The following is a 20,321-nucleotide window of genomic DNA, read 5'->3' as shown; positions in this document are numbered from 1 at the left end:
GACGAGCATCCGGTCGAGGAGCTGCGCACCGCACTCGTCGTCGCTGGACTGGTGCCACCACAGAGGCCGAACCTGGACCGCTACCTTCGGCGGTGCTCGAAGTCGGCGCGGTCAGCGTCGACGACGACGGCCGTGTCGCGTTGGCACTGTCGGATACGCTGGTGCGGCTGCGCGAGCCCCTCGCCGGCTTGGTGCTGCAGGTCGCGGACGTGGCGCGTGGCCGCGGTTCGCCGTGGCTGTTCCCCAGCAGCCGAGGGCACCGGCCCTTGTCCGCCGAGCGGTTGCGTGACCGGATCAGTCGAGTCGGGCTGAAACGCGTGCTGGAGGCACGTAACGGCGCACTCGCCGCGCTCGCGTCGCAGGTACCACCCGCGCTGCTTGCCGACCAGATCGGGCTGTCGCTATCCGGAGCCTCGAACTGGTACAAGGCCACCGGATCGCCGCGCAGCGAGTACGTGGGCCTGCGACACGCAGCTGGGCGCTGACGGTGCGGTAACCCGCACGAATCCTTCCCATGTCCGACCGGCGGCGTCGAGCCTGCTGCTGAGTGTCGCTCTTTGGTGGGGTGCCGAGGGTGAGGTCGGCGTCATCGCGGCGCCACGCACGAGCCCGCCATCTGCTGTGGTAAGCGTGGTCGGTCAAACTTGACCATGCGCCCTCGGCGTTGATGTCCGCATCGTCGTTGACGCGTCAACCTGAACGTGGGTGTACCCGGCAGTTGGTGTGAAGGTATCGGGCAGCGCCGTCGGTGAAGTCGTAGATCGCGACCGTCTGGGTGTCCTCCAACGGCTCTGCCGGCGGCATCAGGAAGTGCGTCTCGCTAACCGGGAGGAGCTCGTAGCTGATGCGGTCCGGTTTCTGGAGGAACTCTGCCTGCATCGGGTCGAGGACCAGGGTGAGACGGAGCGTTCCGCTGTCGGCGGACACTTCGAACCGGGTGCCGGGGCGCTCGTAGACGCCTTCGTACCTGGACAGGTCGAGGTGCAGCGTCGGGTCCGGTACGGGCAGGCCCGGGATGGTGACCGTGCCGAGGTCGACCAGGATCTCGTTGAACACCTCGCGGTAGAAGCGTTCCCGCGGTCCGCCGTTGGTCAGCATCACGATGGCGGTGTTCGAGTCGGGCAGGATCCGGAGCCGGGCGCTCTGGCCGATCGTGCTGCCGTCGGTGGCGTAGACCGTTTCGCCGTGCCAGTCACACACGATGAGACCGAGTGCCCATGCCGGCCCGAACATGTACGGATCCGGTACGGGGACTCGCGAACGCATCATCTCCCGGATGCTTTCGGCCGAGACGATGCGCTTCCCGTTCGGTGCTATGCCTTCGTGGAGCAGGACGTGCGCCATCGCGAGCACGTCCCGGACCGTCGAGGTGATGTTGCCGCCGGGGCCGAAGGCGCGCGGCAGGTAGTCCACCGGGGTGACGATCGGACCCTCGTCCAGGGAGCGGATCAGGTGCCCGGTCGCGGCGCGGGTTTCGTCCACCTGCTCGCGCCAGCTGCCCGTGCTGGTCAGGCCCATGGGATCGAAGAGACGATCTTGCATGATGTCGTCCCAGCGTTTGCCGTCGAGTACCTCCAGGATCCGGGCGAGGATCGCGTATCCCAGGGCCGCGCTGTAGCCGTGGGTGTGGCCGAGCGCGAAGACCTGGGGCGCGTCGGCGATGTTCTCGGCCATGCGCTCGTAGACGTCGTCGTCCTCGCCGGGATCGCCGTACGCCTCTTCGATGCCATTCGTGTGGTAGAGCAGGTGACGCGGGGTGACCTTGGCGCTCGCCTCGGGATCGCCCACCCTGAAGCCGGGCAGGTAGGTCCGCACCGGCTCGTCCAGGCCGACCTTTCCCTCGTCGACCAGTTGCATGAAGGCCAGCGCGGTCCACGTCTTGGTCATGGAGCCGCACTGGTAGACGGTGTCGATCGTCGCGGCTTCCCCGGTTTCCACGTCTTTGACTCCGACCGCGAACTCGACGACCTTCCCGTCGTGGAGCACACCGATTGCGGCGCTCGGGATGCCGTACTCCGCCAGGAGTTCGGCGACCCGAGTCTGGATCCGCGGCACGTCGAGCGTCATCGCGGGAGACCGACCGCGTTCGCGGCATCCGCTTCGAAGTACTCCGTCGTGGCGTAGGCGCCCGCGTGTGTCTCGAAGAATGCCCGCACGCCGTCGATGGACTCGTGAGTGATGATGTTGACCGCCTTGGCCCCGTCCCTGCTCGCCACCGCCACCTTCCACTTGGCGCCCTTGGGGAGCGCGGCGTGCGCCTTCTTCAGGCCACTCCAGAACCTGCTGTTGTCCGACACCGTCGATACGGCCAGCACGTGCACCATCGTCGTCCTCCCTTTCAACACACAGAAAAGCTACGTTGCATTTCAGGAACCGTCAACAGAAAGAGTCCGCAAGGCCCGAGCTACTTACCGATAGTTGCAACAGCATTGCAAATGAATGCACCTACTCCAGCTAGGCCGTTGCAATGTACTGTGGATGAACGCAAGGAGGAGATGTCGATGCCAGGAGCCAGGCTGACCCAGGAGGATCGCGGGCGGATCGCGGCGTGGCTGGCCGACGGGCTGGGGTACGCCGAGATCGGCCGCCGGCTCGGCCGGCCGACGTCCACGATCAGCCGCGAGGTCGCACGCAACGGCGCGCCCGGCGCCTACCTGCCCGAACACGCCCAGCAGGCCGCCGGCCACCGCGCTCGCCGGCGCAAGCCCCGACCGTCCGAGGCGACGACCAACGGGCAGTCGACCGAGGTGGTGCGCGGCTTCGTGGACCACTTCGCAACCCTCCTGGCCGCCACCGGACTACCCCGGATGACTGCCCGGGTGTTCGTCTGCCTGCTCACCGCCGACTCCAGCGGCCTGACGGCAGCCGAGCTGGTGCACCGGTTACAGGTCAGTCCGGCGTCGGTGTCCAAATCCATCGGTTACCTGGAAGCCATGGACCTGGTGGTGCGCCGACCGGACGCCGGTGGGCGCCGGGAGCGGTACGTCATCGACGACGACGTCTGGCTCCGGGCATGGCAGTCCGACACCAGCGCACACGGCGAGATCGCCATGGCCGCGCAGCAGGGCATCGAGATCTTCGGAGCCGACACAACCGCCGGAGTCCGGCTGGGCAAGATGGGCCAGTTCTTCGCCCGACTCAGCCAGCAGATGAGCGGCAGCATGCTCGCCGAGCCCGTCGTGTATGACGCGCTGACCGTGCTCGCCGCACTCGTGCACGCCGGTCGACCGCTCGCCCTCACCACACTGGCCACCGCGCTCGACTGGCCCCAGGACCGCCTCACCGCGGCCCTGGAGGCGATCCAACTTCACCCAGCCATCGCCGATCCGCTCGTCCTGCGGACAATCGAGCCCCAGACCTACACCATCACCACCAGACCGGACCGCCTCAGCCCGACGCAACGCCAAGCCCTCGAAGACGTGAGCCACACGCGGCGCGGCGCCAGCAGACCGGACCAGACAGCTCCCACCGTCCGCTAGACGCGGGCCGCGAGCGCGATGGCCTGGGAAGGCGAGCACGGGCTCGAATTCATCACCCGCGAATCCGTACACTCCACCAGGAGTCGTGGTTCACCGCGGCGTTGCGGCTGGCTGCCACAGACCACGGTCTGAGAGGGGCCGTGGTCTTCGCCGACCCGGTGCCCAGGGCGCGGCGCACACCGTCCGGGCCGGTGCTGATCACTGCGGGGCATGTCGGGACCGTGTACCAGGCGGGTTCGGCGATCTACACGGCCTGGCGACGCCGCGGGTCCAGACGATCCTCCCCGACGCCACCGTGCGCACCGCCCCGCCCGGATCGAAGGCCAACGGTGGCCTCAAGGTCAAGCCCTGGATGTGACGGCGACTTGAACAGGTTCGTCAGCCTTTAGGCCGGGCCGCGTCGGATGATCCTGGGACGATGGGCGGGGTTACGTGGAGGCGCATCCGGTGTACGAGCCGCTGCGGCGCTTACAACGTCGGCGACGCCGGCACGGTACTGCACCTGTCAGGGCCTGGTTGGCGCCGCCGGGATCCAGGCCATGGCCGCCGAGCTGGCCGTCATCGGACCGCTCACCTTCACCACACCACGATCGAGGTCGACGCCTTGTCCACTTCCGTGCGACCGTGCCCGCGGGCGCATCGGCGGCGCGACCCTGAGCACGACGCCGCCGACGACGGGTGCGCCGTACCAGGTGGTCACTGACGCATGGAGCCCGGCGCAGGACCGGCGCCAGCGCTCCGTACCCGGATTGACTTGTCGCAATGCTTGACGCACCATGTTGAGACAAGAACTGAGACATCGGAGGCGTCATGCCGAATGGAACCTTGCCGAATGTTGGCCGGCCGGTGCGTCCGGCGGACCTTGAGCGGGCCGGCGTGTGGTTGGCCGGGCACGGCCTGGCCGACGTCCGGCCGACACCGTTGCTGGCGACGCGGCTGGCGGTCCGGCGACGTACCCGGCTGGCCGCTTCCGTCCTGCTGGCCGCGTTCATCATCGCGGTTGCCCTCACCTACACCGGCGGCATGGTTGACGGGTCCGGGCACCGGCGCTGGTCGCTGCTGGTGTTGACGGCGCTGGTGGTCGGGTTGGTGCTGGCCCAGTCGTTGCTGGACTGGTGGGTGCGGCGGGTCGACCGGCGCGCCGGTACGACGTTGCCGCGACGGGCGACCTACTCGGTCCGGCTCGGCTGGCGTACCGTGCTCGGCTGGCCGCGTGCCGCGTTCGCGGCTGCCACGTTCGCGGGCGCGACGGCGCTGGCGATCGGCACCCTGACACTGCACAACTCCACCGCGAGGTACGCGGCGGTCATCCTGCTCATCGGGCTGTGCGGGCTCGCGGTCGGCATCGTCGTCCAGCTGCGCCATATTCTGACGCACCCGGTCGTAGCCGACGACGAGGTCTCGCTGACCGCCGATGTCATCATGCGGGTCGAGGACGCCCGAGTCGGCGCCGCGCCGACCGCGGTGTGGTCGGTGTGGTCGCTGCCGGTCGTGTCGGTGTTCAGTACCGCCTTCGGGTGGTGGAACGCTGCCTGGCTCGCCTTCATCGTCCTGAGCGTCATCGCGCTAGCCCTGATCGAGGCGCGGACCGAGCGCAGCGCCATGGTGGCGCGGCACGTCATGAGCGCCCCGTGAACCGAATGATCGTCATCGACTCGGCCTCGCCCGTCCCGCCGTTCGAGCAGCTGCGTGCTCAGCTCGCCCGGCAGATCCAGGACCACACGCTGGCCGTGGGTACCCGGCTGCCGACCATCCGTCGTCTGGCCGCAGACCTTGGCTTGGCCGTCAACACCGTCGGCCGGGCCTACCGGGAGCTGGAAGAGGCAGGGCTGATCGAGACCCGCGGATCGGCCGGCTCGTTCGTGTCCGCGGCCGGCGAGAAGGGACGCGAACGGGCCAGCCGCGCCGCCGCCGAGTACGCCGCCGTCATCGCCAGCGTCGGCATCGACACCAACGAGGCCATTCGCATCGTCCAAGCGGCGCTGACCAAGGGCATCGCGGTATCCCCCGCCACAGCGGACCCGAAAGAGGCATGACATGGCCGTACCCGACAGCCTTTCCCAGCGCATCTTCGTGCTGGCCTACAACCCGGACAAAGGCAGGGTCGGCCTGGGCACCAACCTGGGCGCCATGCTCCGCGCCGCGGCCCTCGCCGACCTCTACCGGGGCGGCCACCTCACCGACGAACGCGGCCGCGCCGCCATCGACGTCCGGCACCCCTGCCACGATCCCGTCCTCGACGCGCTCCTCGAAGAGATCGCCGGCTCCAAGCCACACACATGGCAGTCCTGGATCGGCCACAGGCAGCGCGCCGCCGTCCGAGCGGTACGCCAGCAGCTCAGCGATGGCGGCTGGGTCCACCTCCAACCCCACAAATCCTCGGGCTGTTCGCCACCACCAAGGTGACCATCCGCGACCCCCGCGTCCGCAAGGAACTCCTCGACCGGGTCAACACCGCCCTACACAAACCCATCGGCAGCATCGACCCCGCCGATGCCGCACTCGTGGCCATCATTGCCGCCGGCGACCTCAAGCTCGTCCTCGCCCGTAAGAGCCTGGTAAATAAGGGTTTCACGTAGGTTGGTGGCGGGCGAGGCGTCGGGCCATGAGGATGATCATGGCCCATTGGACCATCGCGGCGTGGTGGTCGGGCAATCGTTCGTAGTCGCGTACGGTCCGTCTGCAGCGGTTGATCCAGGAGAAGGTGCGTTCCACGCACCACCTGCGCGGCAGGACCACGAAAGTCGTCTGTCCGGCGAGCTTGGCCACGATCTGCACGGTCAGGGCCAGTCGGGTGGCGGCCCAGTCGACGAGCTTGCCGGCGTAGCCGTCATCGGCCCAGGCCAGGGCGATGGTGGGGAAGCATGCGCGCAGCGCCCGCAGCAGCGGTCGGGCGGCGTCGCGGTCCTGGACGTTGCCGGCAGTGACCAGGATGGCCAGCAGCAGTCCGCGGGTGTCCACGGCGATGTGCCGTTACGGCCGTTGATCTTCTTGCCGGCGTCATAGCCACGGCCGGGGCGGCCCACGGTCTCCGCGCCGCGGACGGTCTGGGAGTCCACCACCGCGGCGGTGGGCTGCCGGTTACGGCCCTCGATCTGGGTGCGGACCTGTTCGCGCAGGCTGTTGTGCATCCGGTTCAAGGTGCCGTCGGCGGTCCAGGTCTTTGAAGTAGTGGTAGACCAGCTTGTGGTGCGGGAAGTCGGCCGGTAGGGCGTCCCACTGGCAGCCGGTGCGGTCCAGGTAGCGGATCGCGTCCACCACGTCCCGGCGGGGATACACGACGGGCCGGCCACGTCCGGTCCCGGCCGGTACGTGCGGGGCCAGCACAGCCCACTCGGCGTCGCTGGTGTCCGACCGGTACCTGCGTGGCCTGGCGGTGGGTAGGTGATCGCCGGCGGTGGCCGGCGTGCCGGGTGCAGCCTGCTGCACCGGCAGGTGACAGTTCAAGTCACGCGGCCTGACTGGCCGGTGGGGTCATGATGGTCTCGTACTCGATAGGGGTCAACCGGGACAGGGATCGTTGGCGTCTGCGGCGGTGGTAGGTCCGTTCGATCCAGGTCACGATCGCCGTCCTCAACTGCTGGCGGGTAGTCCAGGATCGGCGGTTGAGGACGTTGTTCTGCAGGAGGCCGAAGAAGGATTCCATGGCGGCGTTGTCACCGGCGGCGCCTACTCTGCCCATCGACCCGATCAGGTGATGCTGGTTGAGGGCGCGGACGAACTTCCTGGACCGGAATTGATTGATTTCGGCCCGCAACGCAACGCGATCCGGTACTGGATCGACGACACGATCTCCCACCGCCCGGACTGCCTGGTGACGGCTCAGCTCGACGGCGAGCAGCGCGACCAGTTGCGGGCCCGAGGTATCCCGTTCGTCGTCTTCGACCCCACCGTCGAACTGCCAGCCGATGTGCCCTTCGTCGGCGCCACCAGCTGGGCCGGCGGTCGATCCGCCGCCCGTCACCTGGTCGAGTTGGGCCACCGACGGATCGCGATGATCGGCGGGCCGGGACAGATCCTGTGCTGCCGGGCCCGAATGGACGGGTTCCGGCCGACCCTGGAGACCGCCGGGCTGGGCGCGGCGTCCGATCCGTCGGTCGACGCCGGGTTGAATATCGAGGAGGGTGAGGCCGCCGCACTCGACCTGCTGGCCCCAGACCGGGGCGAGCGCCCCTGTACCGATCGACCTACCGCGATCTTTGCCTGCAACGACCTGCAGGCGCTCGGCGTCTACCAGGCCGCCCGGCGGATGGGACTGCGGATTCCGGGCCTGAGCGTGGTGGGCTTCGACGATCTGCCGTTGGCCACCCTGGTCGACCCTCCGCTGACCACCGTCCACCAGCCGCTCGCCGAGATGGCCGCCACCGCCACCGAGTTGGCGCTCGCTCTGGCGCGGGGAGAGCGGACCGCACAGATCGGGCTCGAGCTGGCGACGGCTCTCACTGTCCGGGGGAGTACCGCACCACCAGCCGCCTGACCGGAAGCGACGGGCACCGCCGACCCTGGAGAGTCCCTGGCCGATGCACTCGGCGAGGTCTGGTCGGCTGCTCTGTCTCCGAAACTTCCAAGAAGGCGCTGAAACTACCGCTTGCCATGGCTGAAAGTTTTTGGAAATCTAGCTCCATCGATCGGCCTGTTAGCGCTCACATCGATCGGTGACCGCCAGCTCACCTACCGATCATCTCGTCCGCTGGTAGCAGGCCGCCCCATCCATCGCAGGAGGACCAGTGATTCCCCGGACCCGTCCCGCCCGGCGTCGATTCAGAACGCTCGCCATACCCGGAACGGCCGCGATCGTCGCGGCTCTCGTCGTGTCCCTGTTGCCCACCCTCGCGGAGGCCGCCGCGAGCACGCTCGGTGCCGCCGCAGCCCAGTCCGGCCGGTACTTCGGTACGGCCGTTGCCGTGGGCCGGCTCGGCGACAGCGCTTACAGCACGATCCTGAACCGTGAGTTCAACCAGGTCACGGCCGAGAACGAGATGAAGCCCGACGCGACTCAGCCAAATCGGGGTCAGTTCAACTTCACCAACGGTGACCGGCTGGTAAGCCACGCCCAGTCGCACGGCATGAAGGTCAAGGGGCATACCTTGGCCTGGCACGCTCAGCAGCCGGGCTGGATGCAGTCGCTGTCCGGCAGTGCCCTGCGGCAGGCGATGATCGACCACATCACCGGTGTGGTGACCCACTACCGGGGTAAGCTGGACTCCTGGGACGTGGTGAACGAGGCGTACGCCGACGGCAACGGCGGTGGCCGTCGTGACTCGAACCTGCAGCGCACCGGCAACGACTGGATCGAGGTGGCGTTCCGCACCGCTGACGCGGCCGACCCGAACGTCAAGCTCTGCTACAACGACTACAACATCGACAACTGGTCGGCGGCCAAGACCCAGGGCGTCTACAACATGGTCCGCGACTTCAAGCAGCGCGGCGTGCCGATCGACTGCGTGGGCTTCCAGACGCACTTCACCGGTGGCTCCAGCTACCCGAGCAACTACCGCACCACGCTGTCCAGCTTCGCCGCCCTCGGCGTGGACGTGCAGGTCACCGAGCTGGACATCACCAACGCCGACGTGAACCAGTACCGCAACACCGTCAACGACTGCCTGGCGGTGGCCCGCTGCACCGGCATCACGGTGTGGGGTATCCGCGACTCGGACTCGTGGCGCTCCGGCGAGAGCCCGCTGCTCTTCAACAGCAGCGGCCAGAAGAAGCCGGCGTACGACGCGGTGCTCGCCGCGCTGAACAGCGCGACCCCGAACCCGACCACGCCGGGACCGAACCCGACCACGCCGGGACCCACCGCCCCACCCGGCTCCGCCGCTGAGATCGTCGGCGAGCAGTCGGGCCGGTGTATCGATGTGCCCAACTCGTCCACTACCAATGGCACGCGGGTGCAGTTGTACGACTGCAACCGGGGGTCGAATCAGTCCTGGACGTACACGTCGAGCAAGCAGCTGCAGGTGTACGGCAACATGTGTCTGGACGCGGCTGGTTCCGGTAACGGTGCGGCGGTGCAGATCTACAGCTGCCACACCGGGACCAACCAGCAGTGGAACGTGAACTCCAACGGCACGATCAGTGGTGTGCAGTCCGGGCGGTGCCTGGACGTGTGGAGCACGGCCAACGGCGCTCAGGTGCAGTTGTACGACTGCCATGGGAACACCAACCAGCGGTTCAGCCTCAGGTCCCTCGGCGGACCGACCACCGTGCCGACGACCGCCGCCCCGACCACGCCGCCGGGTACCACCTGCAACCTGCCGACGTCGTACCGCTGGACCTCGACGGGCGCGCTGGCGCAGCCCCGGTCCGGGTGGGTCTCGCTGAAGGACTTTACCTATGCCCCGTACAACGGTCAGCACCTGGTGTACGCCACCACGCACGACACCGGGACGACGTGGGGTTCGATGAACTTCGGCCTCTTCTCCAACTGGAACCAGATGGGCTCGGCCAGCCAGAACGCGATGTCGTCGGCCACCGTCGCGCCCAGCCTGTTCTACTTCGCCCCGCGCAACATCTGGGTGCTGGCCTACCAGTGGGGTGGGACCGCGTTCTCCTACCGCACCTCGACCAACCCCACCAACGCCAACGGCTGGGGTGCGCAGCAGACGCTCTCCACCGCCAGCATCTCCAACTCCAGCACCGGCCCGATCGACCAGGCGCTCATCGGTGACGACCAGAACATGTACCTGTTCTTCGCCGGTGACAACGGCCGGATCTACCGGCAGAGCATGCCGATCGGGAACTTCCCGGGCAGCTTCGGCTCGACCTACACGACGATCATGACCGACTCGACGAACAATCTGTTCGAGGCGGTCCAGGTCTACAAGCTCCAGGGCCAGCAGCGGTACCTGATGATCGTCGAGGCGATCGGTTCCCAGGGTCGCTACTTCCGGTCGTTCACGGCGACCAGCCTGGGTGGCTCGTGGACGCCGAACGCCACGAGTGAGAGCAGCCCCTTCGCCGGCAAGGCCAACAGCGGCGCCACCTGGACCAACGACATCAGCCACGGCGAGCTGATCCGCACCAACGCCGACCAGACCATGACGGTCGACCCCTGCAACCTGCAGTTGCTGTACCAGGGCCGGTCGCCGACGTCCGGTGGCGACTACGGCCTGCTGCCGTACCGGCCGGGTCTGCTGACGCTGCAGCGCTGACGCCAGACCCAACCTGAGTGAACCAACCCGGGCGGGTTCGGCAACACGCCGAGCCCGCCTGGCCCCCGCAGCACCGGATCACCCTGCGGTCCGAGCGAGAGCATCCGCCTCGGGCCGTCCCCAGATCTCCGACCACGACGACCAGTGCAAGGAGCCAGGCAATGCCGAAACACAGGTACCTCCTCCCGTCCATCGCGGCCGCGGCAGCCCTTGTCGTGGTTGCGGCTGGCGGCGCGCTCAGCGGCGGCTTCGGCGGAGCGGCGTCAGCCGCCACGAACGGCACCCTCGCGGCGACCGCCGGCTGCGGCAAAGCCCCCACCCTGACCAACGGCACCCGCACGATCTCCAGCGGCGGACAGAACCGCAGCTACATCCTGCGAATCCCAGACGGATACGACCGCAACCGCCAGTACCGGCTCATCTTCGGCTTCCACTGGCTCAACGGCTCAGCCCAGAACGTCTCCTCCGCCGGCTACTACGGCCTCCAACCGCTGTCGAACAACAGCACGATCTTCGTCGCCCCCCAAGGCCTCGACGCCGGCTGGGCCAACACCAACAACCGCGACCTCACCCTCTTCGACGACATCCGCCAACAGGTCGAAAACGACCTCTGCGTCGACACCACCCAACGCTTCGCCCTCGGCTGGAGCTACGGCGGAGCCATGAGCTACGCCGTCGCCTGCGCCCGACCCACCATCATCCGCGCCGTAGCCGTCCTGTCCGGCGCCCAACTCAGCGGATGCAACGGCGGCACCACACCCGTGCCCTACTTCGGCATCCACGGCATCTACGACAGCGTCCTGAACATCTCCATGGGCCGACAACTACGCGACACCTTCGTCCGCAACAACGGCTGCACCGCCCAGAGCCCTCGCGAACCAACCCGCGGCAGCCTCACCCACATCACCACCGTCTACTCCGGCTGCCGCGCCGGCTACCCCGTGCAATGGGCCGCCTTCGACGGAGACCACACCCCCAGCCCCGTCGACGGATCCTCCAGCCCCAACGACTCCCGCACCTGGACCTCCGGAGAAATCTGGAGATTCTTCACCTCACTCGGCTCCACCAACCCCACCACCCCACCCACCAACCCCACCACCCCACCCGGCAACCCGACCACCCCGCCGGTGAACCCGACGACGCCGCCGGCTGGTTCGGCGTCGCGGATTGTCGGGGTGCAGTCGAATCGGTGTGTCGATGTGCCGAACGGGTCGCGTACCAACGGGACTCGGGTGCAGTTGTATGACTGCAACGGGCAGGTGCAGCAGCAGTGGACGTACACGTCAAACAAGCAGCTGCAGGTGTACGGCAACATGTGTCTGGACGCGGCTGGTTCGGGTAACGGTACTGCCGTGCAGATCTACAGCTGTCATGGTCAGTCGAACCAGCAGTGGAACGTGAACTCCAACGGCACGATCAGTGGTGTGCAGTCCGGGCGGTGCCTGGACGTGTGGAGCACGGCCAACGGTGCGCAGATTCAGTTGTACGACTGCCACGGGAACACCAACCAGCGGTTCAACCTCGTCCCCCTCGCCTGACGACCGTGACCGGCTCGACGAACGACGAGCCGGTCCAACCCACCGTTAGCACGCCGGCCCAGCCGCCTGGCCGGGCCGGCTATGGTGCACCCGTGGATAACAGAGCCGGCGCTGTTGCGTTGCCGGTGGTCGTGAGCTGAGGCAGGCTTGACGGGTGAGGCTAGCGAGTGGTCGTCCTTGGTCGCCGCCGAAGTCGGCGTTCACCGGGTTCCGGTTCCCGGCCGAGGTGATCGTCGTCGCGGTCCGCTGGTACCTGCGCTACAACCTTTCCTATCGAAACGATAGAAGAGCTCCTGGTGGAGCGTGGTGTCGAGGTCGACCACGTCACCGTGTTCGGTTGGGTGCAGCGCTTCACCCCCGCTGCTCGCCGACGCCGTCCGGTTCGCCCGCCACTCGCATGGGGATCGGTGGTTCGTCGACGAGACCTGCTCCTACCCACCGACCGGGCTACTGCGCTGCGGCTGTGTGACCGGCTGCTCGACTTGTGGTGGGTCTTGCCTCACCAGCTGCGACGTCGAGCAGGAGCGGCCGGTCGCGGCCTCGCCTGCGGGCCGGCTCCGTGGAGACAGAAAACGTGGCGTTGCGTCCCAGGTGGAGAGGAGTGCGACGTCTTACGCCAAGGCCAGTTTTCACGCGTTGCCGCGAGAGCGGTTGATGTTCCCCGGGCTGGTTGGTCCAGCCACGTCATCGATACGTGAGTGGCTCGTTGGTCAGGGTGAGGTGTCGCAGCGAGGTGATCTCCATGGGCGGTACACCGAGCGTCAATCAGTCCGATCTCCTGGCCGGGTGGCTGCACTCCATGCAAGCCCAGCCCAGAGTCCGAGGGCGCCGGCCATCACCTTCTGTCGGTCTCCTGCGGTTTGCGTTCTGCGGGCGGCTCTCCACTGCCGAGTACCAGGACGCCGTCTCGTCACGGGCTTGGCAACTCGACTTGGCAGACCGGACCGTGGCCGAGCAGGGTGAGATCGTCAGCGAGTACTTCGACATTGGCTGCTCGCGTCGTCTGCCGTGGCATGCCCGCCCGCAAGCCGCTGCACTGCTGGCCGCCGTCAACGAGCAGTGCCGGGGGTTCGACGCGGTGATCGTTGGCGAGTACGAGCGCGCCTTCCACGGCGATCAGCTCGCCGGCGTCGCCGCCGTGCTGGCCGCTCACGGGGTCCAACTATGGCTTCCCGAGACCCGCGGCCCCGTCGACCTGAACAACCCCACCCACCCTCAACCACCTGGGCGTGCCGTCACCATCGCAGTACGACCGCGCCCGCAACCGGCATCAGACAGCAGAAGGGTGGACGGTACGGACGGTCGCGGAGATCCTCGCCAACCCCCGCTACACCGGGCGGCAGGTGTGGAACCGGCAGTACACCGACCACCAGGAAACCGAGCCGGGGGACCGGCGCACCAGCCGAGGCTCGGTACGGCGCTGGAATCCACGAGACCAGTGGGTGCTGTCCGCCCGGTTGGTGCACCCGCCGCTGGTCAGCGAGACGGACTTCGTCCAAGCCCAAACGGTGAGCGCCGTCGGCACGCCGGAGGACGGCAGCCGCGCCGGTACCTGCTCACCGGACTGATCGTCTGCCGAACCTGTGGCCGACGAGCCGACGCGCACTGGGTACACGGACGGCCCGGATACCGGTGCCGACATGGCCGCACCAGCGCCAGCCCGCCCCTACCCGGCCGGCCCAAGCCGCTGTACCTACGCGAAGACGTGCTCCTCGCCCGCATCGCACGGCAACTCGACGGCCGCACGACCGAAGCGCGTGACGACGCGCGAGCTACCGCCGCGTACCTGCGGGCGAACCAGGTCACCATCACCTGCGACGCCGACACCATCACACTCGGTCGGCAGCCATCGCCGGCACGAATTCCACGCCAGAAGCAGCGACCCCCACCCGAACCGCTCTGAAACATGAACGGCTTTGGTGGGGGTTAACGTGTCCGAGGGGGGACTTGAACCCCCACGCCCTATACGGGCACTAGCACCTCAAGCTAGCGCGTCTGCCATTCCGCCACCCGGACCTGCACTGCGTCGCCCAAAGACGGCCGGGGCGAGAATCTCGCCCGTCGGCCGCTCGCGGCGCCGCACGGGGGACAACTGTACACGGCGTCGGTGGATCACGCACGGCGGCATACCCCTGGCCATCCGGGGACGCTCTGCCCGCGGAATCGCCCACCACGACGATCTCCTGCGGCAGTCCTGACGGCCTGCATGTGACTCCGGGTTACCGTCACGTCACGATTGTCTCGGTGGGGCGTACGGCCTATCTGGCGGGGCATTGGCCGCTGTGCGCCAGAGGTGTTCTGGTCGGGGTGGCCCAACTCGGCTATTCCGGCCAGCCGGTCGAACGTGGCGTCACCGCCGTGCTGTCGGTGTGACTGCCCGGGCGGCGACGCGGCCATGTCGGTGACGGTAACCATCCGTGCCGAGGGATGTGCCGGCAGTGACGGATCATGGGAATGTCTCGGGCGTCTGCTGGCCTCCGGCTCGCCGAGATGCGGCGACGTGCTCGGCTGCTTCGACCGTCGGCAGCTCGACAACCACCGGCCTGGCCGGGAGGAGATCGGTGGCAGCTTCCTGTCATGCCCGTGGTCCAGTGGGCCGGGCATGCGCAGAGCACCCCTTTAACCTATCGAGTAGATAGGATTTACTGAACACCTGCGCGACAGCACCGCCGACCCCGACCCGGAGTGGCCGTAGCCGGCACCAGAGGTCACCACCGTGGACGGCCGGCGACACCGGCCACCGGACGAGGCGCTGGACTACGGCGCCGGACGGAGGAGTACGTGAGCGAGATCGTTGTCATCTCCGGTAACCCGCGGCCTCAATCGCGTACCCGCGGGCTCGCCGTCTCGGTGGCCGAGGAGGTAGCCCGGCGGGAGAGCGCCGCGCCGCCGGTGGTTCTCGACGTGGCGGGGTACGGCCCGGCCCTGCTGGTACCCGACGATCCCGGGGTCGCGGACGGCGTGGCCACAGCGCGGGCGGCCCGGGTCCTGGTGGTGGCGACCCCGACCTACAAGGGCAGCTATACCGGAGTGCTGAAGGTCTTCCTCGACCACCTGCCGCACCAGGGGCTGGCCGGAGTAGTCGCGGCGCCGGTCACCGTCGGCGCCACCCCGGCCCAGGCCGCCCAGTCGGAGCGGCACCTGCGTGGCCTGCTCGCCGAACTCGGTGCCGAGGTGCGGCCCGGCCTGGCGGTGCCGGAGTCCAGTCTCGGCGACCCGGACCTGGCCGCCGGCTACGCCGCCACGCTGCCCGTCCGAGCCTGACACACGGGTTCGCCGCCGGGCTGGCTCCGGTCCGACGTCTACGAGGCCGCCCGGTCATCGCCTTCCTGGGCCGGGCACGCCGGTCATCGCCTCATTGGGCCGGGCACGCCGACCGCAGCCTCACTGGTCCGGACGCGCCGGTCGCCGTCACTGGTCCGGGCATGCGGGTGGACGCGCCGGTCGCCGTCGCCGGTCCGGCATGCCGGACCGCGCCCCTGCCCTAGGTAGGATCGCCGGCCGGCAGGGGCGGTTACCGGTTGGTCAGGTCCCGGCGTCGCCGTCCTGGCCCGGACGTACGCCGAGCCGGTCGAGCAGGTGCCGGCGCAGCGGACCGAAGCCGGGATGGTCGGGGGCACGAGGGTGGCTTAGCGGTACTGGTGCGTCCTCCACGATGCATCCGTCGTCGAGTACGAGGGTGCGGTCGGCCAGCAGCAGTGCCTCGTCCACGTCGTGCGTGACCAGCAACGCGGCGAAGCGGTGCTCGGTGTGCAACCGACCGAACAGAGTCTGCATCTTCAGCCGGGTGAGCGCGTCGAGCGCGCCGAACGGCTCGTCGAGCAACATCAGTACCGGCTCCCGGACCAGTGCCCTCGCGAAGGCGACCCGCTGGGCCTGGCCGCCGGAAAGCTCGGCCGGCCACGCCCGGCCGCGGTCGGCGAGCCCGACCTCGGCGAGCGCGGCGGCGACCCGCTGCCGTACCCCGGGACCCGGCACGCCGAGTGAGACGTTGTCGGCCACCCGTTTCCAGGGCAGCAACCGGTGCTCCTGGAAGACCACCGCCTGGCTACCCGCCCGGGTGATCTCACCGGTCGCCTCGGGGTCGAGCCCGGCCAGGATGCGCAGCAGGGTGCTCTTGCCGGAGCCGCTGCCGCCGAGCAGCGCCACCACCTCGCCCGGCGCGATGGCGAGGTCGACGCCGTCGAGGACGACCGTCTCGCCGAACGCCCGGCGCACCCCGTGCGCGGTGACGGCCGGCCGGGTAGCGGTGCTCAGACCGCCTGGAGTCCGCGTCGCCATGTCAGGGCCCTCCTTTCCGCCATCCGCAGCGCCAGATCGGAGAGCAGGCCGAGCAGCGCGTAGACGAGCAGGCCGAGCAGGACCACGTCGGTCTGGCTGAACTCGCGGGCCTCCATCATCAGGAAGCCGATCCCGGTCTGCGCGTTCACCTGCTCACCGACCACCAGACTCAGCCAGGCGGCGCCGAGGGCCAGCCGCAGGCCGAGGAAGAGCGACGGCAGCGCGCCCGGGAGTACGACGTGCCGGATCCGGGCCAGTTGGCCGAGTCCACAGGTACGGGCCGCCTCGACCAGGCGTTCGTCGATGTCCCTGATCCCGGCGTACGTGTTGAAGTAGATCGGGAAGAAAGCGCCGAGCGCCACCAGCGTGATCTTCAGCGACTCGCCGATCCCGACCCAGATGATCAGCAACGGCACCAGCCCGAGGTGCGGCAACATCCGGGCCATCTGCACCGGCGGGTCGACGAGGTCGTCGCCGAGCCGGAGCAGGCCGGCCGTGGCGCCCAGCACCAATGCCAGCGTGCCGCCGATCGCCAGCCCGATCCCGGCCCGGGTCAGCGAGTCGAGCAGGTGCACGCCGAGGGTGCCGTCCCGGGCGAGCCGCCAGCCGGTCTCGGCCACGGCGCTCGGCGCGGAGAGCTTCTCCGGCGGCAGTAGCCCGGTCTGGGACGCCGCCTGCCAGCCCAGCAGGAGCGCGACCGGGGTGAGGGCGCGCCGCCAGCGTCGGCCCGGTCGCGGTTTGCGGTCGGACCGCCGGGTGCCCGCCGGGACGGCCGGCGACCGGGTGGGCTGCTCGACCAGGGTGTCCGTCACCGGAACACCTCGCCGAACCGGTCGTCCACCAGGGACACCATGTCGACTCGCTCGGGGATCAGCTCCAGTGTGGTGAAACCGTCCGCGATCGCCTGGAGTTCGGCGCCGATCTCCGGGGTCACCGGGGCGAGCGGCTTGGCGCTGCGGGCCAGCGCACGGGCGGTGGTCGGTTCGTCGATCTTCAACTCGGGTGCCAGGATTTTCGTCCGCTGCTCCGGGTTGGCGATGCCCCAGTCGGTGACGCCGCGGTACGTCTCGAGGAACCTTCGGATCTGGTCGGGCTTGCGCTCCAGCGCCTCCGGCGAGACGAGAATGTACTCGCGGTTGCTGGCCAGCCCGGTGGCGTCGGCCAGGATCTTCACCCCGGGCCGCTCGGTCAGCGCGAAGTACGGGTCCCAGATGATCCAGGCGTCGACCTGGTCGTTGTCGAACGCCGGACGCGCCTCGGCCGGCTTGAGGTACTTGACGTTGATGTCCGCGAGTGTCATGTGGTGCGCTTCCAGTAGCTTGACCAGCAGCCAGTTGACGTTCGACCCCTTGTTCAGCGCCACCGTCTTTCCCTTCAGGTCGGCGAAGCCGCGGAATCCCTTGGCCTCCTTGACCAGCACCGCCTCGCCCTGCGGCACCGGTTCCGACGTACCGATGATCCGGAACTTGATTTTTCCGGCCGCGGCGAAGACCGGCGGCGCCTCGCCGACCTGGCCGATGTCGATCGCGCCGGCCTTGAGCGCCTCGGTCAGCGCCGGTCCGCTCTCGAACAGCGACCACTTCGCGTCCGGAGCCTCGCCACGGGCCTTCACCAGGCTCAGGCCGCCGAACCGCTGATAGCCGACGAGTAACTCGCCGGAGTCGGCGCCGGCGCTCTCGTCGCCGCATCCGGCGATCGCTCCGGTCGCCGCCAGCGTCAGGGCGAGCAGGCCGGCGAGGAGGGTACGCGGTGGCCGGCCGGAGCGGAGGATCGGACCGGTCGGCCGGGGGCGATCAGCGTCGTCGGACCGCTGGGTGGTGGCGGGTCGGCGACCATCGTCTGTGGACCGCCGAGCGCCGTACTCGGATCGGCGACCGCCGTCCTGCCACCGGCGAGCGGCGGCGTCGTCGGATCGAAGACGGGGGTGGGGAGGGTTGAGGGTGCGGTGGGACATCGGGATGCTCCTGGAGAGGTGTGATCGGGGCAGCCCGGCCGGATGGCTCCGGTGCGGCTGGGTGACTTGGTCGCGGGCGGGGCGGCTTCACCACGGGGCGGGTCGGTCGCCTGGTCGGGTACGGCCGGGTCGGGAACGATGGTCGGTTCGGTTGGCCGACGGAGTGTTCGGGATGGGTCGGTCCGGCTGGCCGACGGGATGCTCGGGATAGGTCGGTTCGGGTGTGGCGGACGGGGTGTTCGGGCTGGTGCGGTTCGGCTGGCCGGCAGCGCATCGTGGAGGCGGTCGGGGCGAGCGCGGCGGGGCGCGGGTGGAGGGGGCGTCGGTGCCGGGCCGGGGCCGCCGGACGCGACCGGGCGCACGTCGCTGTGCCTGACCGCCCGAGTTAGCCTACTAAACCGATAGGATTTATGGATAGGGTGTCGGGGCCAGAGATCGGAACGGCGGCACCGGCCGGTGCGCAACCGCCGCTGTCCGCCCGACGCCTACCTGTCCCGCCCGCGACCCGGGCGCAGCCTCACCGGAGAGACACCATGACGCTCACCTTTCACTGGTTCCTGCCGACCTACGGCGACAGCCGGGACATCGTCGGCGGCGGACACGGCCTGCCGGCAGGCACCGCCGGAGGCGCCCGGCCGGCCACCGTGGCGTACCTCGGGCAGATCGCCCGGACCGCCGAACAACTCGGCTTCGTCGGTGCGCTCACCCCCACCGGCGCCTGGTGCGAGGACGCCTGGCTGGCCACCGCGATGCTCACCGAGGTCACCGAGCGGCTGAAGTTCCTGGTGGCGTTCCGCCCCGGACTGACCTCGCCGACCCTGGCCGCCCAGATGGCCTCGACCTTCCAGCGGCTGTCCCAGGGGCGACTGCTGCTCAACGTGGTCACCGGCGGGGAGTCGCACGAGCAGCGCGGCTACGGCGACTTTCTCGACAAGGACGCCCGGTACGCGCGTACCGACGAGTTCCTGTGCGTCGTACGGGCGCTGTGGCGGGGGGAGACGGTCAGCCACACCGGGGAGCATCTGCGGGTGGAGGAGGCCCGGTTGAACCGGCTGCCCGACCCCACCCCGCCGATCTACTTCGGCGGATCCTCCAAGGCCGCCGGCCCGGTGGCGGTGCGGCACAGCGACGTGTACCTGACCTGGGGCGAGCCGCCCGCGCAGGTGGCCGGGAAGCTGGCCTGGATCCGGGGGCTGGCCGCCGAGGCGGGTCGGGAACTCCGGTTCGGTATCCGGCTGCACGTCATCGCGCGGGACACCGCCGAGGCGGCTTGGGCGCAGGCGCAGCGGCTGCTCGACGGCATCGCCGACTCCGACGTCACGGCCGTCCAGGCCGGACTGGGCCGCAGCGAGTCCGAGGGGCAGCGCCGGATGCTCGCGCTGCACGGCGGTTCCCGGGACCGGCTGGAGGTGTCGCCCAACCTCTGGGCCGGGTTCGGGCTGGTGCGCGGCGGTGCGGGTACGGCACTGGTCGGCAGCCACACCGAGGTGGCCGAGCGGATCGCCGAGTACCACGCCCTCGGCATCACCGAGTTCATCCTCTCCGGACATCCGCACCTGGAGGAGGCGTACTGGGTCGGCGAGGGTGTGCTGCCGATCCTGCGTCGGCGGGGGCTGTGGCAACACCCGGCCGGTGGCGCGTCGGCACCGGTTGCCGAGGTGCCGTTCGCGGCCTCGACGTCGAACGGCACCGCCGGCACCCCGAACGGTGCCGGCCGGTGAGCGATCGGTGATCGGGCCGCTGTCCGGCTGACCGCCTCGTGCCCGGCGACGGTGGCCGGACACGAGGCGGCGGCGCATGCCGGTGGATGAGCGGGTCGGCTGTGTCTGTCGCGCCCAGCCAGCCGGGGAAGACATCCTGGGCGGACACCTCCGGGCGCGCACGCCGTCCGGCCGGTGAGCGGCCGGGGTCGGCG

22 protein-coding genes, 1 tRNA gene and 2 pseudogenes are annotated in these 20,321 nt (G+C 69.2%); 15 read left to right on the top strand and 10 right to left on the bottom strand.

Annotated features, from left to right (window positions below; genetic code table 11):
- Positions 1-92: 92 nt before the first annotated feature.
- Complete coding sequence (locus tag ACSMXO_RS24380; RefSeq protein WP_455413909.1) at positions 93-485, top strand: hypothetical protein; 393 nt, start codon at positions 93-95, stop codon at positions 483-485.
- Positions 486-690: 205 nt separating this feature from the next.
- On the opposite strand, the gene ACSMXO_RS24375 is transcribed toward ACSMXO_RS24380, so the two are convergent.
- Together ACSMXO_RS24375 and ACSMXO_RS24370 are read right to left on the bottom strand one after the other, a co-directional pair.
- Positions 691-2,067 carry a serine hydrolase domain-containing protein gene (locus tag ACSMXO_RS24375; RefSeq protein ID WP_455413908.1) on the bottom strand — a complete coding sequence of 459 codons (1,377 nt, stop codon included), beginning with the start codon at positions 2,065-2,067 and terminating at the stop codon, positions 691-693.
- Positions 2,064-2,324 carry a hypothetical protein gene (locus ACSMXO_RS24370; protein ID WP_455413907.1) on the bottom strand — a complete coding sequence of 87 codons (261 nt, stop codon included), beginning with the start codon at positions 2,322-2,324 and terminating at the stop codon, positions 2,064-2,066. The genes ACSMXO_RS24375 and ACSMXO_RS24370 overlap by 4 nt, the downstream gene beginning before the upstream one ends.
- A 177-nt stretch (positions 2,325-2,501) precedes the next feature.
- On the opposite strand from ACSMXO_RS24370, the gene ACSMXO_RS24365 reads away from it, so the two are divergent.
- The 5 genes from ACSMXO_RS24365 to ACSMXO_RS24345 all read left to right on the top strand — a co-directional run bounded on the left by ACSMXO_RS24365 (position 2,502) and on the right by ACSMXO_RS24345 (position 6,058).
- A complete protein-coding gene (locus ACSMXO_RS24365; protein WP_455413906.1) occupies positions 2,502-3,479 on the top strand; it encodes a helix-turn-helix domain-containing protein in 978 nt (325 codons plus the stop codon).
- Between the two features lie 810 nt (positions 3,480-4,289).
- Positions 4,290-5,114 carry a hypothetical protein gene (locus tag ACSMXO_RS24360; RefSeq protein ID WP_455413905.1) on the top strand — a complete coding sequence of 275 codons (825 nt, stop codon included), beginning with the start codon at positions 4,290-4,292 and terminating at the stop codon, positions 5,112-5,114.
- Between the two features lie 5 nt (positions 5,115-5,119).
- Entirely contained in the window at positions 5,120-5,515 is a 396-nt protein-coding gene (locus ACSMXO_RS24355; RefSeq protein ID WP_455413904.1) for a GntR family transcriptional regulator, read from the top strand.
- 1 nt (position 5,516) lies between these two features.
- A complete protein-coding gene (locus tag ACSMXO_RS24350; RefSeq protein WP_455413903.1) occupies positions 5,517-5,885 on the top strand; it encodes a GOLPH3/VPS74 family protein in 369 nt (122 codons plus the stop codon).
- The gene (locus ACSMXO_RS24345) at positions 5,882-6,058 is read left to right on the top strand and encodes a hypothetical protein (protein WP_455413902.1); all 177 of its coding nucleotides are present in this window, start codon (positions 5,882-5,884) and stop codon (positions 6,056-6,058) included. The genes ACSMXO_RS24350 and ACSMXO_RS24345 overlap by 4 nt, the downstream gene beginning before the upstream one ends.
- Here the strand turns inward: ACSMXO_RS24345 and ACSMXO_RS24340 are convergent.
- From ACSMXO_RS24340 to ACSMXO_RS24330, 3 genes and pseudogenes are all read right to left on the bottom strand, one after another.
- Entirely contained in the window at positions 6,051-6,440 is a 390-nt protein-coding gene (locus tag ACSMXO_RS24340) for a transposase (RefSeq protein ID WP_455413901.1), read from the bottom strand. The genes ACSMXO_RS24345 and ACSMXO_RS24340 overlap by 8 nt on opposite strands.
- A gap of 120 nt (positions 6,441-6,560) precedes the next feature.
- Entirely contained in the window at positions 6,561-6,908 is a 348-nt protein-coding gene (locus tag ACSMXO_RS24335; RefSeq protein WP_455413900.1) for a transposase, read from the bottom strand.
- Between the two features lie 19 nt (positions 6,909-6,927).
- Positions 6,928-7,221: pseudogene (locus tag ACSMXO_RS24330) on the bottom strand (integrase core domain-containing protein); the annotation flags it as partial.
- Between ACSMXO_RS24330 and ACSMXO_RS24325 the strand changes: the two are divergent.
- The 4 genes and pseudogenes from ACSMXO_RS24325 to ACSMXO_RS24310 form a co-directional block, all read left to right on the top strand.
- The gene (locus ACSMXO_RS24325; protein WP_455413899.1) at positions 7,177-7,956 is read left to right on the top strand and encodes a substrate-binding domain-containing protein; all 780 of its coding nucleotides are present in this window, start codon (positions 7,177-7,179) and stop codon (positions 7,954-7,956) included. The pseudogene ACSMXO_RS24330 and the gene ACSMXO_RS24325 sit on opposite strands and share 45 nt — an antisense overlap.
- 340 nt (positions 7,957-8,296) lie before the next feature.
- Positions 8,297-10,633: a non-reducing end alpha-L-arabinofuranosidase family hydrolase gene (locus tag ACSMXO_RS24320; RefSeq protein WP_455419301.1), complete on the top strand. Its 2,337-nt coding sequence runs from the start codon at positions 8,297-8,299 to the stop codon at positions 10,631-10,633.
- A gap of 161 nt (positions 10,634-10,794) precedes the next feature.
- Positions 10,795-12,171, top strand: coding sequence for a ricin-type beta-trefoil lectin domain protein (locus ACSMXO_RS24315; protein WP_455413898.1), 1,377 nt, complete (start codon positions 10,795-10,797; stop codon positions 12,169-12,171).
- Positions 12,172-12,325: 154 nt separating this feature from the next.
- Positions 12,326-12,597, top strand: a pseudogene (locus ACSMXO_RS24310) (hypothetical protein); the annotation flags it as partial.
- Positions 12,598-13,081: 484 nt separating this feature from the next.
- Here the strand turns inward: ACSMXO_RS24310 and ACSMXO_RS24305 are convergent.
- Positions 13,082-13,324 carry a hypothetical protein gene (locus tag ACSMXO_RS24305; protein ID WP_455413897.1) on the bottom strand — a complete coding sequence of 81 codons (243 nt, stop codon included), beginning with the start codon at positions 13,322-13,324 and terminating at the stop codon, positions 13,082-13,084.
- 76 nt (positions 13,325-13,400) lie between these two features.
- On the opposite strand from ACSMXO_RS24305, the gene ACSMXO_RS24300 reads away from it, so the two are divergent.
- Positions 13,401-13,739 carry a recombinase family protein gene (locus tag ACSMXO_RS24300; protein ID WP_455413896.1) on the top strand — a complete coding sequence of 113 codons (339 nt, stop codon included), beginning with the start codon at positions 13,401-13,403 and terminating at the stop codon, positions 13,737-13,739.
- Entirely contained in the window at positions 13,724-14,074 is a 351-nt protein-coding gene (locus ACSMXO_RS24295) for a zinc ribbon domain-containing protein (RefSeq protein WP_455419300.1), read from the top strand. Before ACSMXO_RS24300 ends, ACSMXO_RS24295 begins: the two co-directional genes overlap by 16 nt.
- Before the next feature lie 29 nt (positions 14,075-14,103).
- On the opposite strand, the gene ACSMXO_RS24290 is transcribed toward ACSMXO_RS24295, so the two are convergent.
- Positions 14,104-14,187 (bottom strand) — tRNA-Leu (locus tag ACSMXO_RS24290).
- Between the two features lie 228 nt (positions 14,188-14,415).
- Here ACSMXO_RS24290 and ACSMXO_RS24285 point away from each other — a divergent pair.
- Complete coding sequence (locus ACSMXO_RS24285; protein ID WP_455413895.1) at positions 14,416-14,544, top strand: hypothetical protein; 129 nt, start codon at positions 14,416-14,418, stop codon at positions 14,542-14,544.
- Positions 14,545-14,952: 408 nt separating this feature from the next.
- Positions 14,953-15,435, top strand: coding sequence for an NADPH-dependent FMN reductase (locus ACSMXO_RS24280; RefSeq protein ID WP_455413894.1), 483 nt, complete (start codon positions 14,953-14,955; stop codon positions 15,433-15,435).
- 261 nt (positions 15,436-15,696) lie between these two features.
- Here the strand turns inward: ACSMXO_RS24280 and ACSMXO_RS24275 are convergent, their stop codons facing one another.
- Genes ACSMXO_RS24275 through ACSMXO_RS24265 form a run of 3 tightly spaced genes read right to left on the bottom strand, consistent with a single transcriptional unit; the run spans position 15,697 to position 18,406 of the window.
- The gene (locus tag ACSMXO_RS24275; protein ID WP_455413893.1) at positions 15,697-16,452 is read right to left on the bottom strand and encodes an ABC transporter ATP-binding protein; all 756 of its coding nucleotides are present in this window, start codon (positions 16,450-16,452) and stop codon (positions 15,697-15,699) included.
- Positions 16,425-17,264: an ABC transporter permease gene (locus tag ACSMXO_RS24270; RefSeq protein WP_455413892.1), complete on the bottom strand. Its 840-nt coding sequence runs from the start codon at positions 17,262-17,264 to the stop codon at positions 16,425-16,427. The genes ACSMXO_RS24275 and ACSMXO_RS24270 overlap by 28 nt, the downstream gene beginning before the upstream one ends.
- Positions 17,261-18,406, bottom strand: coding sequence for an aliphatic sulfonate ABC transporter substrate-binding protein (locus ACSMXO_RS24265; protein WP_455413891.1), 1,146 nt, complete (start codon positions 18,404-18,406; stop codon positions 17,261-17,263). Before ACSMXO_RS24265 ends, ACSMXO_RS24270 begins: the two co-directional genes overlap by 4 nt.
- Before the next feature lie 533 nt (positions 18,407-18,939).
- Between ACSMXO_RS24265 and ACSMXO_RS24260 the strand changes: the two genes are divergently transcribed.
- The gene (locus ACSMXO_RS24260; RefSeq protein WP_455413890.1) at positions 18,940-20,127 is read left to right on the top strand and encodes an LLM class flavin-dependent oxidoreductase; all 1,188 of its coding nucleotides are present in this window, start codon (positions 18,940-18,942) and stop codon (positions 20,125-20,127) included.
- The last annotated feature ends 194 nt before the right edge of the window (positions 20,128-20,321 follow it).

It is taken from the genome of Plantactinospora sp. DSM 117369 (assembly GCF_053764795.1).
Note: the sequence above shows the minus strand (reverse complement) of the source record. Positions and strands in the feature narration are given on the sequence as shown.